Origin of the sequence: Janthinobacterium sp. UMAB-60 (assembly GCF_900095235.1) — a bacterium.
Classification (GTDB): Bacteria; Pseudomonadota; Gammaproteobacteria; order Burkholderiales; family Burkholderiaceae_D; genus Janthinobacterium.
Map to the genome: position 1 here is coordinate 73,918 of NZ_LT607490.1, position 14,873 is coordinate 88,790.

Sequence of the window (14,873 nt, forward strand, 5' to 3'; positions counted from 1 at the left end):
TATCCTTTGCTGATGCCTCTCACCCTGCTGGCGACACAGGGCAGCAAGCGCGTGCGCCTGATGCAGGCGGCGCGCGCGCAACTGCGCCTGCCGCCCGCGCAGGTGCTCGAATGGCGCGACTGGCTGGCGCAGCCGGCGCTGCTGCATGAAGCACTACGCCAGCCAGGCATCCTGAAAATCGAACCGCCCGGCGACGATCCTGCCGCCCATTTGCTGTTGCTGCAGGCGGGCTGCAGGCTGCAGGAGCGCCCGCCGGTCGCAGCGCCCGCGCATGGCGAGCTGCTGGCCATGGACGCGTGGTTCGCCGGTTTTACGGCCGCCATGACGGCCCTGGCGGCGCAACTGCTTGACCTGCCGCACACGCGCGTGGTCAATGCACCGGCCGAAATCAGCCGCATGACGGACAAGCTGGCCTGCCAGCGCCACCTGGCCGCGCACGGCGTGCCGATTCCCGCCCTGCTGGGGTCAGTCGAGAGCTATGAGCACCTGCAGGCGCTGCTGCACGAACATGACCTCGACCGAATCTATTTAAAACCGCGCTACGGCTCGTCCGCGTCCGGCGTCGTCGCCTACCGCAGGAACAAGGCCGGGCGCCAGCAAGCCACCACCTCGGCCGCCCTGCAGCATGGGGATGGCGCGGCGCGCTTGTTCAACGTCAAGCGCATGGCGCGCTACGAATCCGAACACGACATCGCCGCCCTCGTCGATGCGCTGGCCGCGCAGGAACTGTACGCGGAAGCGTGGCTGAACAAGCCGCGCTGCGACGACAGCCATTACGACCTGCGCGTCGTGACCGTGGCGGGCCAGCCCGCGCACCGCGTGGCGCGCATCGGACAGCAGATGATGACCAATCTGCACCTCGACAACCGGCGCGGCGACGCGTCCGGCCTCTTGAACGCAGCCGACCTGGCCGCGCTGGAGCAAACCGCCGCCCTGGCCGCGCGCGCCTTCCCCGCCAGCCACGTGACGGGCTACGACCTCGTGGTGCGCCACGGCCAGGCCCACGTGCTGGAAGCGAACGCCTTCGGCGACCTGCTGCCCGGCCTTCTCTGGCAAGGCATCGATACTTACACGGCGCAACTGGCCCATGCATAAAGAAACACCACCCATCCCCGACATGCACGCCATCGTCGGCAGCCACGACATCGTCTTCCTCACGCTCGACACCCTACGCTACGACGTGGCGCAAGCGTTGTACGAGGCGGGCGAACTGCCCGTGCTGGGACGTTTTTTAGCACCGGGCGGCTGGGAACGCCGGCACTCGCCCGCCACGTTCACGTATGCGGCGCACCAGGCCTTCTTCGCGGGTTTTTTGCCCACGCCGGCCACGCCGGGCCGCCACCCGCGCCTGTTCGCTTCCGCCTTTGCGGGCAGCGAAACCACCTCGCCGCACACGTACGCGTTCGAGCAGGCGGACCTGCCCGCCGCGCTGGCCGCGCGCGGCTACCGCACCATCTGCATCGGCGGCGTGGGCTTTTTCAATAAACAGACGGCGCTGGGCTGCGTGCTGCCGTCGCTGTTCCAGGAAAGCCACTGGAGCGCGGGCATGGGCGTGGCCAGCCGCCACTCGACGCAAAAACAGGTGGCGCTGGCCATAGCCCGCCTGGCGGACGGCGCGCAGCGCACCTTTTTATTCATCAACGTGGCCGCCCTGCACACGCCGAACCGCGCCTACCTGCCCGGCTGCCGCGCCGATAACCTGGACAGCCACGCGGCGGCCCTGCGCTATGTCGATGGCGCGCTGGCGCCCTTGTTTGCCGCCTGCGCCGCGCGCGCGCCCACGTTCGCCATCGTCTGCTCGGACCACGGCAGCGCATACGGCGAAGACGGCTACCGGGGCCATAGAGTGGCCCATGACAGCGTGTGGAATGTGCCGTACGCGCACTTTTTCATCGCCCCCGATACACCTTCCAAGGAATCCCCACCGTGAACCCTTCCGAACAGCCTGGCACTTTGGCGCAGCGCATGCGCCACACGCCCTACCAGGCGTATTCCTATTCGTATCCGCACAAGGCGGCTTACCGCGCCTTGCCGCAGGCGGCGCCGCTGGGCCCCCTGTGGGCGCGGCAAGACCGCTCCGCCCTGTTCGCGTATATCCACATCCCGTTCTGCGAGATGCGCTGCGGCTTTTGCAACCTGTTCGCCATGGCACGCCCAAGTACCGACATGGTCGAGCGCTACGTGCGGCAAGTGCTGGTGCAGATGCGCGCAATCAACGGCGCGCTGGGCGAACGGCGCTTCGCCCGCTTCGCGCTGGGCGGCGGCACGCCCACCTATCTCTCGCCCGCGCAGCTGGACACCTTGCTGTGCGGCGCGCGCGACATCCTCGGCATCGACCTGCAACACACGCCGGCCGGCATCGAAGCGTCGCCCGAAACCATCACTGCCGAGCGCCTTGCCGTCTGCCGCGCGCATGGCATCGACCGCGTCAGCCTGGGCATCCAGAGCTTTGCCGCCGGCGAAATGCGCGCGCTGGCACGCCCCCAGCAAAACGCCACTGTGCATCACGCCATCGGCCTGATACGCGCTGCCGGCTTCCCGACGCTGAACCTGGACCTGATCTACGGCATCGCGGGGCAAACCGTCGCCAGCCTGCTGGCCTCCATCGAAAGCGCGCTGGCCTTCCGGCCCGAGGAAATCTATCTGTATCCGCTGTACGTGCGCGAGCAGACGGGTCTTGGAAAAGTGGCGCGCCGCCAGGGCGCGCAATCGCTCAACCCCATCATGCTGGCGCAGGAAGGCGACAGCCGCCTGGCGCTGTACGCGGCCGCGCGCGACCATTTGCGCGCCCAGGGCTATGAGCAGGTGTCGATGCGCATGTTCCGCGCCCCGCATGCGCCCGAGCAGAATGGTCCCTCGTACTGCTGCCAGAATGACGGCATGGTGGGCCTGGGCGCGGGCGCCCGCTCCTACACGACCAAGCTGCACTACTCCAGCGAGTACGCCGTGGCGCGGCTTGACACCATCAACATCATCGACAACTACCTGGCGCTCGATGAAGCGCGCTTCGCGCAGGCCGAACACGGTTACCAGCTCGATGATGCGGAACAGCGCCGGCGCTACGTGATCCAGTCGCTATTGACGCAGCCTGGCCTGGATCGCGATGCCTACGCGGCGCGCTTCGGCAGCCGCTGCGAACAGGACTTGCCGCAACTGGCCGAGCTGCACGCGCTGGAATTAGTGGAAGAAAACGGCCCGCTGCTACGCCTGAATGACCGCGGCTACAGCTACGCCGACACCATCGGCCCGTGGCTGGCCTCCGAGACGGTGCGGGCGCTGATGGCCGAAGGCGGCCAGGCGTGCTGACAGCGCAAGCAGCAACGCTGTCTTTGCTGTACCGGGGCGCACTATCGAGCTGCAATTACGCCTGCGGCTACTGCCCGTTCGCCAAGAAGCGCGACAGCCGCGCCGCACTGGCCCGCGATGCGTGCGAAGTGGCGCGTTTTACCAGCTGGGTGGCGGCACAAAAGCGCGACATCAGCGTGCTGTTTACGCCGTGGGGCGAAGCGCTGGTGCGGCGCCACTACCGCGCGGCCATGCAAACCCTGGCGGCCTTGCCGCACGTGCGCCAGGTGGCCCTGCAGACGAATCTGTCCGGCCCCTTGAGCTGGCTGGAGAACATGGACGGGCTGGACAAGATCGGCCTGTGGTGCACCTACCACCCGGACCAGACGACCTTGTCCCGCTTTCTCGCCCGCTGCGCGCGCCTCGATGCCATGGGCGTGCGCTACTCCGTCGGCGTCGTGGCGATGCACGAGCACCTGGACGCCATCCGCGCCCTGCGCGCGGCCCTGCCGGCGCACATCTACCTGTGGCTGAACGCGTATGACCGGCGCGGCCCCGGTTACTACAGCGAACAAGACCTGGCCTGGCTGGACGCCGCCGACCCGTGGTTCGCGCAAAACCGGCGTCCGTCGCCCTCGCGCGGCAAACCGTGCCTGGCGGGCGAGGCGTCGCTGTCCGTCGATGGCGACGGCGAACTGGCGCGCTGCCATTTCGTGCCCGAGCGGCTAGGAAATCTGTACGTGGATGACTTGGCCCACATGCTGCGGGAACGCAGCTGCCCGCGCTTCAAGTGCGATTGCTATATCGGCTATGCGCAGCGCAAGGATTTGCCGTTTCAGGCCGTGTTTGGGGAGGGGGTATTGGCGAGGATTAAGGAGGCAGGCCAGCGTAGGTCGGATTAGCGGCGGCACGCCGCGTAATCCGACACATTGTTGGCGCTGCCGGTGTCGGATTACGCGCGGCGATGCCGCGCTAATCCGACCTACCGTGTTTTATTGTGCCGCCACCTTGGCCGGCTCCGCCACTACCGGCGTCATCTTCAGCGAACGGCTGAGGAAACCCCAGCGGTCGGCCACTTCTTCGATCTGCTTGGTCGTCGGCTTGCCGGCGCCATGACCGGCCTTGCTGTCGATGCGGATCAGCACGGGTGCCGGGCCGCCTTGCGCTGCCTGGGCGGCGGCGGCAAACTTGAAGCTGTGGGCTGGCACGACGCGGTCGTCATGGTCGGCCGTGGTGATCATGGTGGCCGGATAGCAGCCGCCCGCTTTCAGGTTGTGCAGCGGCGAGTATTTCACCAGCGCCTTGAATTGCTCGGCGTCGTCCGACGAGCCGTAGTCAGGCACCCAGCCCCAGCCCACGGTAAATTTATGGAAACGCAACATGTCGAGCACGCCCACTTGCGGAATCGCCGCCGCAAACAGGTCGGGACGCTGCGTCATGGCCGCGCCGACCAGCAGGCCGCCATTGCTGCCGCCGCCGATCGCCAGCTTCGATGGCGAGGTGACCTTGTTGTCCACCAGCCACTGCGCCGCGCCGATGAAATCGTCAAACACGTTTTGCTTGTTCAGCTTGGTGCCAGCCTGGTGCCAGGCTTCGCCGTATTCTCCGCCGCCGCGCAGGTTGGCCATCACGTAGACGCCGCCCATTTCCACCCAGGCAAGATTTGCCACGGAGAAGCTCGGCGTCAGCGAAATATTGAAGCCGCCATAGCCGTACAGATAGGTCGGATTCGTGCCATCGAGCTTCATGCCTTTTTTCGAGACGATGAACATCGGCACCTTGGTGCCGTCGCGGCTGGTGAAGAATTGCTGGCGCGTTTCAAAGGCGTTCGGGTCGAAATCGACCTTCGGCTGGCGGTACACCGTGCTCTTGCCCGATTTCATGTCGTAGCGGTAGATGGTCGCCGGCGTCGTGAAACTGGTGAACGAGTAGAACGTTTCCGTGTCGCCACGCTTGCCCGCAAAGCCACCGGCCGAACCGATGCCCGGCAAGGCTACTTCGCGCACCAGCTTGCCGTTCAGGTCGACGATCTTGATTTGCGTTTGCGCATCTTTCAAGTAGTCGAGCACCAGCTGGTTGTTGATCAGGTTGACGGCGACCAGGGTTTCCGCGCTTTGCGGCACGATTTCCTTCCAGTCGGCGGGCGCAGGTTTGCGCGTATCGATGGCGATCACGCGCGATTTCGGCGCCTTGTTATCCGTCTTGAAGAAGAACACGGGGCCGTCATTGTCGATGAACGAGTACGATGCGTCGAATTCTTCCAGCAAGCCCACGACCTTGGCATTCTTCTGGCGCAAGTCCTTGTAAAAAACGCGGTTCTTGCGTTCCGTGCCCTGCGTGGCCGTGATGATCAAATAATTGCCATCATCGCTGACGGTGCTGCCGCCGAACGCCCATTCCTTCTGGTCGGGACGGTCGAAGACCAGCACGTCGTCGCTTTGCGGCGTGCCGATCTTGTGGAAATACAATTTCTGGAAGTAATTGATATCGGCCAGCTTGGTGGCTTCGTTCGGCGCGTCATAGCGGCTGTAGAAGAAACCTTTGTTGTCCTTGGTCCACGAAGCGCCCGAGAACTTGGCCCACTTGATATGGTCCGTCAAATCCTTGCCCGATTCGATGTCGCGCACTTTCCATTCGTTCCAGTCGGAACCGGAAGCGGACGTGGCATACGCCAAATACTTGCCGTTCGGGCTGATCGAAGTGCCGGCCAGCGCCACCGTGCCGTCGGTCGACAGGGTGTTCGGGTCCAGCAGCAAACGGGGCTCATCGGACAGTTTTTTCACCGTGTACAGCACGGCCTGGTTCTGCAAGCCGTCATTGCGGCTGTAGAAATAGCGGCCGCCCTGCTTCGTTGGCGTAGTGAAGCGCTCATAGTTCCACAGCTTGGTCAGGCGCTGCTTGATCGCCGCGCGCTCGGGGATGGTGCCCAGGTACGACTGCGTCAGCTTGTTTTGCGCCGCCACCCATTCGCCCGTCTCGGCGCTGTTGGCGTCTTCCAGCCAGCGGTAGGGGTCAGCGATGGTGGTGCCGAAATAGCTGTCTTGCTGGTCGACTTTTTTGCTGACCGGATACGTCACGGGGGCGCCATCGCCGGCCGGGCAGGATTGTGCCAGGGCATTGCCACCGAAAGCGGCCAGCAAGCTGAATATGAGGGTTGCACTACGTAATTGCATGGGTTGTTGTCTCATTGTTGGATGTCGAAGAAAGCAGGCCGTTCAAACTCACGCTGCGGCTGCCCATGTTGACTTTCGCCAAGAGAAATCATAGCGCGGATTGGCACTTTTAAAGCACAGTTATCTGATGAATTTGCCGTCTTTTGTTTGGGTAATTTGCATGAATCACCATGATAAATCGCGTTTTTGGCGAGAATCGGCAAACTGACGGGCAGGCAAGAAACATTATCAAAAGCTAATACGTTTCATCAAGCCGTCATAAATCTTCCTTACCATAGGCAACATGTTCATGGCCCGTCCAGAGGCCGTGCCGCCACATCCTCCTATGCACACTCTCGCCCTCCCTTCCGTCACCGCCGCGCCGCCCGGCGCGATGCCATCGAATGTGGCTTACCTGAAGCCTCCATCTACCCCCATGAACATCGAAGGAACGGATGCCTTGCACGATATCCTGGCCGGCCGCAAGCTCAGCGCCCTGTTCCAGCCCATCATCCACATGCACAGCGGCGACATCATCGGCTACGAAGGCTTGATACGGGGGCCGTCCGACAGCCCCCTGCACGCGCCGATGAATCTGTTCAAGGTGGCACGCGCGCATGACCTGACCCTGGAAGTGGAACACCTGTGCCGGCAAGTGGTGCTCGAACGCTTTGCCGAACTGCAGCTGCCGGGAAAACTGTTTCTCAACGTCAGCCCCGAATGCCTGCTGCTGCGCAATGCGCGGCATGGCGAAACCCTCGAATACATCGAGCACATCGGCATCAATCCGGATCGTGTCATCATCGAGCTGACGGAAAACCAGCCCACCTACGATTACGAGCTGATGCGCGAAGCGGTGCTGCACTATCGCAACATGGGTTTCCAGATCGCCATCGACGACCTGGGCGAAGGCTTTTCCAGCCTGCGCCTGTGGTCGGAATTGCGCCCGGAATACGTGAAAATCGACATGCATTTCATCCAGGGCATCAATCATGACCCCGTGAAACTGCAGTTCGTGCGCTCGATCCAGGAAATCGCGGAAAAATCGGGCACCCTGGTAATCGCCGAAGGCATCGAGGCGCAAACGGAATTGCTGGTCTTGCGCGACCTGGGGGTGGCGTTTGGACAAGGCTATCACCTGGGCCGGCCCAATGCCGTGCCGGCGCGCGCGCTGCCGGCCGAAGTGGTGCAGGCGCTGGGACGCAACGGCGTGGCCGTGTATCCGCAGCGCAGCAGCCTGGAAAAGAACGGCGCCAGCATCCGCAAGCTGCTGCACCGCGTGGCAGCCGTCTCGCCGCAACTCAATAATAACGAGGTGTACGATATCTTCCTGAAGGAACCGAAGCTGATGATCATCCCCGTCGTCGATGACGGCGTGCCGCTGGGCCTGATCAGCCGCTTCGAGATGATCGACCACTTCGCCCGCCCCTACCAGCGTGAACTGTATGGCAAGAAATCGTGCAGCCTGTTCATGGATGCCACGCCCCTGATCGCCGACCACGAGACGAGCTTGCAGGAACTCAGCTACACCATGGTGCAGTCCGACGCCCACCACCTGTTCAACGGCTTCATCATCACCGAGCACGGCCGCTACCTGGGCATGGGCACGGGACACGACCTGATGCGCGAAATCACGCAGATGCAGATCAACGCGGCCCGCTATGCCAACCCGCTGACGCAACTGCCCGGCAACGTGCCCATCAACGAGCATATCGACCGTTTATTGCACAGTGGCAGCCGCTTCTGGGTCTGCTATTGCGACCTCGACCACTTCAAGCCCTTCAACGACGTGTATGGCTACCGCAAGGGCGACGACGTGATCCAGCTGACGGGAGAAATCCTCAGCAGCCATTGCGACCCGAACCGCGACTTCATTGGCCACATCGGCGGCGACGATTTCATGATCCTGTTCCAGAGCGAAGACTGGGAAACGCGCTGCCAGGCCATCCTGGAACGCTTTGCCGCCGCCATCCTCGCCTATTACAGCACGGGCGACTGCGAACGGGGCGGCTACATCAGCGAAGACCGGCAAGGCAAGAAAGTGTTTTATTCGTTGATCAGCCTGTCGCTGGGCGTCATCAAGGTCGAGGCGCACCAGTACTACACGCACCATCAGATTGCCACGCAGGCGGCGGAAGCGAAGAAGCAGGCGAAGAAAATCCACGGTAACAGCCTGTTCCTGGACCGGCGGCAAGGCACGGGCGTGGCGCGCATGGATGCGTAGCTTGGGGCAATAGTCAGAAGCTGGACGGGGACAGGCTACGCTCAATCAAATACGCACGAGGTCGTCAAACGCATTGCTGCCGCGCGTATCGGGCACGAATGCCAGGCTGACGCGTGCCTCATCGCGGCGCGCCTGCAGACGGTAGGTGCCTGCTGGCACGTCCACGAACAGGCCGCCATATGCCGTGTCCGGTTCCAGGCCGCCACCCGTCACGTCTTCCCCCGCGCCGATGAAGACGCGGCCCGAGGCGACGGTCAGATGCACGACTACCTGCGGCTCGGCAAGTTCCGCGTACAACGCGATGTCATACGCGCCGTCGCCACCCACGTTGAAAAATGCCACGTGTCCCGCATTCACGGCCGCCAGTTCCGCACTGGGGAGGCTCCACCAGTCGCAATCATCTTCCAGCCTGTGGCGCAGGAGCGCCGGGTCGAACACGCACACGGTGGCCGTGCCGGTCACAATGCTCGTCATGCCGCCAGCGGCGCAGGTCCCAGCAGGGGCTGGCTCTCCACGTATTGCGCGCTGGCTTGCGCCTGCCAAGGGAAATGGCCATCGCGCGACGGCCAGACGATCTGGTACAAGGTAAAATCATCGCCCTGGTAATACCAGCGCGCATAGCCGACATAGTTGCGGTATTGCTCAACGGGCACGCGCACGAAGGCGCACTGATGGCCTTCCAGCAAGGCGTCCGTGGTGGCCGTGAAATCCGCGATGGCTCCGCTGCGCGCGGCGTCCAGCGCCACGTCGAGTATCTGGTGGGCCATGGCGCGCGGCAAGCCCATGATGAGAAATTCAGGCTGGCCAAAGCTGTGGCAGGCACCTATCGTGAAGGCATAGCCGGGACCGACTTCATCAGCACTGATATGGACGCCATGCCAGCCATGCGTGGCGATGTCGTCGATGACTTTTTGCTCGGATGCATCCTCGCCTGCCTGCCTTACCATGTTCCACCTTTCACTGTGCCAAAAACCGCGCCGCCTTTGCGACATGCCTTTCGGCAATTATCGCATGCAGCGCGCGTCCGTGCGCGCACGCTGCCGGCGCTTCAGTCTGGCGGCGGCAGCGGCGGGGAACGCCCCTGATGCCCCTGATACCACTGCCGCATGCGCTGCTGCGCCTCTTGCAACTGTGCCGGTTCCAGCCTGGCAGCCGCCGCTTCCCTGGCCTTGACCGCCCCGCTATCGCCGCCCTCGGCCGCCAGCGCCAGCCACATGTAGCCGCACAGCACATCCTTCACCACGCCGCGCCCGCTGTTATACATGCCGCCCAGGTTGTACTGCGCCAGCGCATGGCCCTGGCCGGCCGCGCGCGCATACCATTGCACGGCCAAGCCGTCGTCTTGCGACACGCCATGGCCGTTCGCATACATGACGCCCAGATTGTTTTGCGCGCTGGCATCGCCCTGCTCGGCGGCCGTGCGGTACCAGCGCACGGCGCAGACCTCGTCGCGTTCCACGCCCTGGCCATTGGCATACATCACACCCAGGTTGAACTGCGCATTCGACGCGCCCTGGGCCGCCGCCCTGGCATACCAGTCCAGCGCCTGACGCAAGTCGCGGGCGATGCCGCGCCCGCCCGCATACATGCCGCCCAGATTGTATTGCGCCATGCAATGGCCCTGCAGGGCGGCGCGCCGGTACCATGCCACGGCACGCGCCTCGTCCCGGTCCACGCCCTGGCCGCGCGCCAGCATCAGGCCCAGGTTGAACTGGGCGTCGGCGTCATCCTGCTCGGCCGCCCGCTGCAGCCAGGCATAGGCGCGCAGTTGATCGGGCGCCACGCCCAGGCCTTCCGCATACGCCACGCCGAGTTGCCGCTGCGCCACTGCCAAGCCCTGGGCGGCGGCCTGGCGGAACCAGGCCAGCGCCTGCGCATCGCTTTGCACCACGCCCTGCCCCCGCTTGTAGACGAGGCCCAGGTTCAGCTGCGCCTGCGCATCGCCCTGCAAGGCTGCCTTGCGGAACCAGGCCAGCGCCAGCGCATCGTTCTTTTTAGCGCCCAGCCCCTGGGCATACGCTTCGCCCAGCATGGATTGCGCGCTGGCCACGCCCTGTTCGGAGGCGCGGTAAAACCACGCCAGGGCCAGCTCGTCGCTCTGCGGCACGCCCCGTCCCTTGCGGTACATCTGCCCCAGGTTTTGCTGCGCCGAGGCATCGCCCTGGGCGGCGGCGCGGCGAAACCACAGCACGGCGTCCTCGTCGCTCGGTGCCACGCCGCGGCCGTGGTAATACAGGGCGCCCAGGTGGTTCTGCGCGAACGCCAGCCCTTGCAGCGCGGCCAGGCGCAGCCAGACAAAGGCGCGCGCATCGTCCTGCGCCACGCCTTCACCCTTCTTGTACATCAAGCCCAGGTTGAACTGGGCATAGGCATTGCCCTGTTCGGCAGCCGTGCGGAACCAGATATACGCCTGGTGGCTATCTCTGGCAGTATGGTGCTTGTCCATGTGCGCCCCCATCCACATTGCGCTTGCCGGCAGCACGCGCAAAACGGCGGCCCAGGGCGGCGAAATCGTGTGTGTTGCCTAAATTTTAAATTCGATGCAGGGGAAGGACTTGAGCAGGCTCAAACGAAATAACAAAATTATATCGTTTTGATGAGCCCGCCTGTAGGCGATGCGGAGATCAGCGGCGTGATGGGTGTTTTTGCAGGAATTGCGGCACCTTGGCGGCGGCCAGCTTGTTCAGCGACACCAGCAGGTTGGCGTCGACATCGGCGATGCCATAGCTGCTGCGCAAATGGCGGCCGATATGGATCAGCACTTGCGCCGCCACTTCCGCATCGGACTCGGCCCTGTGGGCGGCGCTCTTGAAGGCGATGCCCAGCTGGCTCGACAGCAGCCCCAGCTTGTAGCTGGACAGGCCGGGAAACACGCGGCGCGACAGTTTCAAGGAGCACACGAGCGACTGGTGCGACGGTGTCAAGTTCAGCCTGGCGCTTTCCGCGCGCAGGAATTTTTCATCGAAGCTGGCATTGTGCGCCGACAAGGCATCGCTGCCGATAAAATCCAGCAACTGCGGCACCACCTCGGCCACGGGCGGCGCCTTGTCCACCATCGCCTGCGTGATGCCCGTCAAGCCCGTGATGAACGAGGGAATGCGCGCATTGCAGTTGATCAGGGTCACATAGCGCTCCGTGATCCGCCCGCCCTCGATGCGCAAGGCCGCCACCTCCGTGATGCGGTCGCCCATGTCGGGAGACAAGCCGGTCGTCTCGAAGTCGATCATGACGATCGGTTTGTCAAACACATTCATGGGGCGTTCTTTCGTGGGTGCAACAGTGGGTGTATCGATAAAATGCGCAGGGCAAGGCGCCGCGTCGAAGACAGTACACTAGTACGGCAAGACGCGGCAACGCCGCCATGCACATTTTATCAACCGAATTTGCGTACCGCGTCCAGCGCGAGTCCCGCACCGATACTGCCGAACAAGTCGCCTTCGACCTTGCGCGCGGCCGGCACCAGGGCGGCGATCTTTTCGCGCAACAAGCGCACGCCGGAAGAGCCGCCAGTAAAGAACACGGTATCGACGGCTTCCGGCGCCACGCCAGCGTCGCGCAGCAGCCGCAGCACGGTTTCTTCCACGGAACCGCACAGGTGACCGATGGCGTCGTCGAATTGCGTGCGTTTCAGCAACAGGCTTTGCGCGGGCGACAGACGATCCAGCTCCAGCTGCACTTCGGCCGCGTCGGACAGGGCGATCTTGCCCTCTTCCACCTTCATGGCCAGCCAGTGGCCGGCGCGCTCGTCGATCAGCTTTTGCAAGCGCCCCATCTTGTCTTGCTCACGCGCATCGCGGCAGACGTCAGCCAGCTGCACCCAGATCTTCTTCGTGTACGCCAGGTTGATCGTGTGCCAGGTCGCCAGGTTGAAATAATAGCTGGACGGCACTTCGCTATTGTTGTGCAGCCGGCTGCCATAGCCGAGCAGAGGCATGACGGAAGACAGACTCAGGTATTTATCGAAGTCCGTGCCGCCGATGTGCACGCCGCCCGTGGCGAGGATGTCATCACGCCGCTCAGCCTTCCTGGCCCGCTCGGGCGACAGGCGTACCAGCGAAAAGTCGGAAGTACCGCCACCGATGTCGGCGATCAGCACCAGCTCTTCCCTGGTGATCTGCGACTCGTAGTCGAAGGCGGCGGCAATCGGCTCGAACTGGAAGGCAACATCCTTGAAGCCCACGGAACGGGCCACGTCGGCCAGGGTGTCCTGCGCCAGCTGGTCGGCCTGCGCATTGTCGTCGATAAAGAAGACGGGACGACCGAACACGGCGGACGAAAATTCGCGGCCGGCGGATTGCTCGGCGCGGCGTTTCACTTCGCCAATGAATTGTGCCAGCAACATGCGAAATGGCAAGGCGCGGCCGCCCACTTCCGTCTGGCCATCGATGAGGCTGGTGCCCAGCAAGCTTTTCAGCGAGCGCATCAGACGCCCCTCGTAACCGGCCAGATAGCCGGCCAGCGCCGCGCGGCCGAAACTGACTTCCTCGTCTTCCGCATTGAAGAAGACAACGGACGGTAAGGTCGTCTTGCCATCTTCCAGGCCGAGCATGGTGCTCTGCCCGGGACGTGCCCAGCCTACCGTGGAATTTGACGTGCCGAAATCGACGCCGCAAGCATTGGCCATGTCGACCCTTCCCTGAATAAAGGGGCGTTATCTTATCAGAAGGCACGCCATTGCACCAGAAAAATACTTCCGGTACGGCCAAGACAACAAGCTTGCTTTGCATCAAGCAGCGGCGGCATGCACAAGCTACTCTTGGGAAATTAATGCCGAGCAACTCGGCAAGCTCCCGGAGACCCATCGTGCCCCATGCCCCCCTGCGCCATCTGCCCGCCACTTTGCTGGCTGCCCTCCTCGTTTCCCTGGCCGGCTGCGGCGGCGGGGGCGGTACCGATCCCCAGGCTGGCGCCGGCTGTTCGCTGCACAGCACGGCTGGCTGCGGCGGCAGCCCGCCACCGCCCATTGTGCCGCCTGTCACCCCTCCCATAACGCCCCCCGTGGTTCCGCCCGTCACGCCACCCGAGCCAGCCAGCCTGGCCAGCGCCGTCAACCTGGTGTTTTCCAGCACGGAACTGGCCTCGGCGGGCCTGGCCGGCAGCGAAGTGGCCGTCACGGCCCTCGTCAAGGATGGCGCCAACCTGGCCTTGCCAAACGCAAAAATTTCCTTTGCCGCCGATTCCGGCATCCTCGGCAGCGTCGACGCCGTGACAGACAAGAACGGCCAGGCGCGCGCCCTGCTGGGCACCGGTGGCGCCAACGGCAACCGCAGCATCACCGTGACGGCGAATGTGGGCGCGCGCAGCGGCAAGGGCACGGTGGCCGTCACGGGCAGCAGCGTGGAAGTGCTGGGGCCGGCCGCCTTGATGCTGGGCCAGAGCGCCGACCTCACCGTCACCGTGCGTGACTCGGCAAAGCGGCCCGTGGCCGGCGCCGCCATCGCCTACAGCACGGGCGCCGGCAACGGCGTGCGCGTCAGGGATGGCGGCGCGGCGCTCAGCAATGCGCAAGGCCAGCTCGTGCTGCGCCTGACGGCAGGCAGCCTGGGCAAGGATGCCGTGTCCGTCAGCGCGCTGGGCGCCGCCGCCACGCAAGCGTATGCCGTGACCGGCAGCGACTTGCGCCTGAGTCCGGCCGTGGGCCAGGACGCCAGCGGCGCGGACGTGCTGCCGGAAGTGGCGACCCTGGCGTGCCAGGCCATCGATGTGCGCTACGACAAGGCGGGCGTGGCGCAAACGGGCAGCGCCAGCCTGTCGACCTCGCGCGGCAGCCTGTATGCGGACAGCGATTGCAGCCAGGCCTTGCCCGCCAGCTTGATCTTTAACAATGGCAACTTGCCGCTCAGCTATGTGCAGTCGGCCAACGCGGGCGTGGCCACCATCACGGCGGCCGTGGCGGGCGGCCCTTCGGCGCAGACGCGGCTGGAATTCGTCGCGCCATTGAGCCCTGCCAGCAAGCTGGCCGTGCAGGCGGAGCCGGCCGTGCTGCGCGCGAATACGGGCACTGCGGCGGCCGCAGCCGACAACGCCGGCACCAGTATCAGCACAATCAGCGCCGTGGTGCGCGATGGCGCGGCGAACAACCTGGTCAAGAACGCGCCCGTGCTGTTCAGCATCTTGAGCGACCCCAGCGGCGGCTACCTGCGGCAGGCGGGCCGTGTGCTGACGGGCAGCGACGGCCTGGCGCGCGCCATGTATGTGGCGGGGCCGGCCGA

The 14,873-nt window shown here is 64.4% G+C and carries 11 protein-coding genes and 1 pseudogene; 6 read left to right on the forward strand and 6 right to left on the reverse strand.

What is annotated here, in order from left to right:
* Positions 1 to 12: 12 nt before the first annotated feature.
* Genes K0F86_RS15475 through K0F86_RS15490 form a run of 4 tightly spaced genes read left to right on the forward strand, consistent with a single transcriptional unit; the run spans position 13 to position 4,187 of the window.
* Complete coding sequence (locus K0F86_RS15475) at positions 13 to 1,095, forward strand: STM4014 family protein (RefSeq protein WP_257572190.1); 1,083 nt, start codon at positions 13 to 15, stop codon at positions 1,093 to 1,095.
* Complete coding sequence (locus K0F86_RS15480) at positions 1,088 to 1,930, forward strand: STM4013/SEN3800 family hydrolase (RefSeq protein ID WP_257572172.1); 843 nt, start codon at positions 1,088 to 1,090, stop codon at positions 1,928 to 1,930. Before K0F86_RS15475 ends, K0F86_RS15480 begins: the two co-directional genes overlap by 8 nt.
* Positions 1,927 to 3,306, forward strand: coding sequence for an STM4012 family radical SAM protein (locus K0F86_RS15485; RefSeq protein ID WP_219135240.1), 1,380 nt, complete (start codon positions 1,927 to 1,929; stop codon positions 3,304 to 3,306). Before K0F86_RS15480 ends, K0F86_RS15485 begins: the two co-directional genes overlap by 4 nt.
* The gene (locus tag K0F86_RS15490; RefSeq protein ID WP_219135241.1) at positions 3,300 to 4,187 is read left to right on the forward strand and encodes an STM4011 family radical SAM protein; all 888 of its coding nucleotides are present in this window, start codon (positions 3,300 to 3,302) and stop codon (positions 4,185 to 4,187) included. The genes K0F86_RS15485 and K0F86_RS15490 overlap by 7 nt, the downstream gene beginning before the upstream one ends.
* 90 nt (positions 4,188 to 4,277) lie before the next feature.
* Here K0F86_RS15490 and K0F86_RS15495 read toward each other — a convergent pair whose 3' ends face one another.
* Positions 4,278 to 6,458, reverse strand: a complete 2,181-nt coding sequence (locus K0F86_RS15495; protein ID WP_219135242.1) for a prolyl oligopeptidase family protein — start codon at positions 6,456 to 6,458, stop codon at positions 4,278 to 4,280.
* A gap of 415 nt (positions 6,459 to 6,873) precedes the next feature.
* Here K0F86_RS15495 and K0F86_RS15500 point away from each other — a divergent pair, with 415 nt between their 5' ends.
* Positions 6,874 to 8,661: a GGDEF domain-containing protein gene (locus K0F86_RS15500; protein WP_219135243.1), complete on the forward strand. Its 1,788-nt coding sequence runs from the start codon at positions 6,874 to 6,876 to the stop codon at positions 8,659 to 8,661.
* Positions 8,662 to 8,706: 45 nt separating this feature from the next.
* Here K0F86_RS15500 and K0F86_RS15505 read toward each other — a convergent pair whose 3' ends face one another.
* The 5 genes from K0F86_RS15505 to K0F86_RS15525 all read right to left on the reverse strand — a co-directional run bounded on the left by K0F86_RS15505 (position 8,707) and on the right by K0F86_RS15525 (position 13,285).
* Entirely contained in the window at positions 8,707 to 9,135 is a 429-nt protein-coding gene (locus K0F86_RS15505) for a DUF6386 family protein (protein ID WP_219135244.1), read from the reverse strand.
* Positions 9,132 to 9,608 carry a DUF4262 domain-containing protein gene (locus K0F86_RS15510; RefSeq protein WP_219135245.1) on the reverse strand — a complete coding sequence of 159 codons (477 nt, stop codon included), beginning with the start codon at positions 9,606 to 9,608 and terminating at the stop codon, positions 9,132 to 9,134. The genes K0F86_RS15505 and K0F86_RS15510 overlap by 4 nt, the downstream gene beginning before the upstream one ends.
* A gap of 101 nt (positions 9,609 to 9,709) precedes the next feature.
* A complete protein-coding gene (locus K0F86_RS15515) occupies positions 9,710 to 11,107 on the reverse strand; it encodes a tetratricopeptide repeat protein (RefSeq protein ID WP_219135246.1) in 1,398 nt (465 codons plus the stop codon).
* A gap of 178 nt (positions 11,108 to 11,285) precedes the next feature.
* Entirely contained in the window at positions 11,286 to 11,915 is a 630-nt protein-coding gene (locus K0F86_RS15520; RefSeq protein WP_219135247.1) for a PolC-type DNA polymerase III, read from the reverse strand.
* Between the two features lie 119 nt (positions 11,916 to 12,034).
* Positions 12,035 to 13,285: an Hsp70 family protein gene (locus K0F86_RS15525; protein ID WP_219135248.1), complete on the reverse strand. Its 1,251-nt coding sequence runs from the start codon at positions 13,283 to 13,285 to the stop codon at positions 12,035 to 12,037.
* Positions 13,286 to 13,464: 179 nt separating this feature from the next.
* Here K0F86_RS15525 and K0F86_RS15530 point away from each other — a divergent pair.
* A pseudogene (locus tag K0F86_RS15530) lies at positions 13,465 to 14,873 on the forward strand (hypothetical protein); the annotation flags it as partial.